The sequence below is a fragment of the Desulfosporosinus shakirovi genome, assembly GCF_020595055.1.
Lineage (GTDB): Bacteria > Bacillota > Desulfitobacteriia > Desulfitobacteriales > Desulfitobacteriaceae > Desulfosporosinus > Desulfosporosinus shakirovi.
Genome location: NZ_JAJDOO010000088.1, coordinates 1 through 1,096, shown reverse-complemented (window position 1 = coordinate 1,096; position 1,096 = coordinate 1). Strand labels below are relative to the sequence as shown.

Annotated in this window: 1 protein-coding gene and 2 tRNA genes; 1 reads left to right on the top strand and 2 read right to left on the bottom strand. The window is 41.0% G+C overall.

Annotated features, from left to right (window positions below):
* The first annotated feature begins 431 nt into the window (after positions 1–431).
* Entirely contained in the window at positions 432–827 is a 396-nt protein-coding gene (locus LJE72_RS25905; RefSeq protein WP_229251014.1) for a CoA-binding protein, read from the top strand.
* Positions 828–885: 58 nt separating this feature from the next.
* Here the strand turns inward: LJE72_RS25905 and LJE72_RS25900 are convergent.
* Positions 886–959: transfer RNA gene (locus LJE72_RS25900), tRNA-Gly, on the bottom strand.
* A gap of 5 nt (positions 960–964) precedes the next feature.
* A tRNA-Met gene (locus LJE72_RS25895) sits at positions 965–1,041 on the bottom strand.
* Positions 1,042–1,096: the final 55 nt, after the last annotated feature.

Genomic DNA, 1,096 nt, shown 5'->3' with positions numbered 1-1,096 from the left:
TCTCGCGCCCCTTAGGCCGAATTTACATCTTAGCATTTCCAACTCTCGTTGGCAATAGCTAATCTATTTATCTGATTGTTAAGTTAGAAGTACTAAATTCCTACTTATCCAATCGTTGTCGCATCTTTGTGGCGCTCAGTTATAATAGCATTTTCATTGTTCATTGTCAACAAAGACTTATACATTTGCTAATTTACTTGTGCATCCCTCTGATAACGATGGCCCAACGATTCATGCTTCATGCTTCATGCTTAAAATATAATATCATCAATTAGTATCAGAATCCCCTATTGAACTTAGAATTACCTTAGTTTGCTAATCATAGGAGTTTGTTTTACACTAAAGATAACATTAGCAGTCAAACTACATATAGGAATGCCTAATAATACACCTCAATCCACCCTAATAATTAAGCAGAAGGAGGATTTTGTATGCCAAGTGATATAAATGAACTTTTGAGTCAGAAAACTTGGGCGGTAATCGGCGTATCTAATAACACCGACAAGTATGGCTATAAGGTCTATAAACAACTCAGAAAGGCGGGTTACTCAGTTTTTCCAATTAATCCCGAACTACAGAGTATTGACGGAGATCCTTGTTATCCTTCTCTAGCTGCCTTACCAAAGAAACCTGATGCGGTAAGCATTGTTGTCCCTCCTAAAATCACTGAACAAGTTGTCAATGAATGTAACGATCTTGGAATTACAAGAGTTTGGATGCAACCCGGAAGCGAAAGTAAAAATGCTATTCAAGATGGTGAAGAACACGGGATTACCGTGGTTCATAACCAATGCGTGTTAATTCATACACGAAGTAGTGCGAAATAGGTTTGATGTTCTTGCATAATTTAAAAACCGCACCTAACGGTGCGGTTATTATTTCTTATGGAGCGGGTGAAGAGAATCGAACTCTCGTAACTAGCTTGGAAGGCTAGCGCTCTACCATTGAGCTACACCCGCAGGTGTGGTAGCAGGGGGGGGATTTGAACCCTCGAATGAGCGGGTATGAACCACTTGCCTTAGACCACTTGGCTACCCTGCCATGGCTCCCCGAGTAGGACTCGAACCTACAACCTACCGGTTAACAGCCGGTTGCT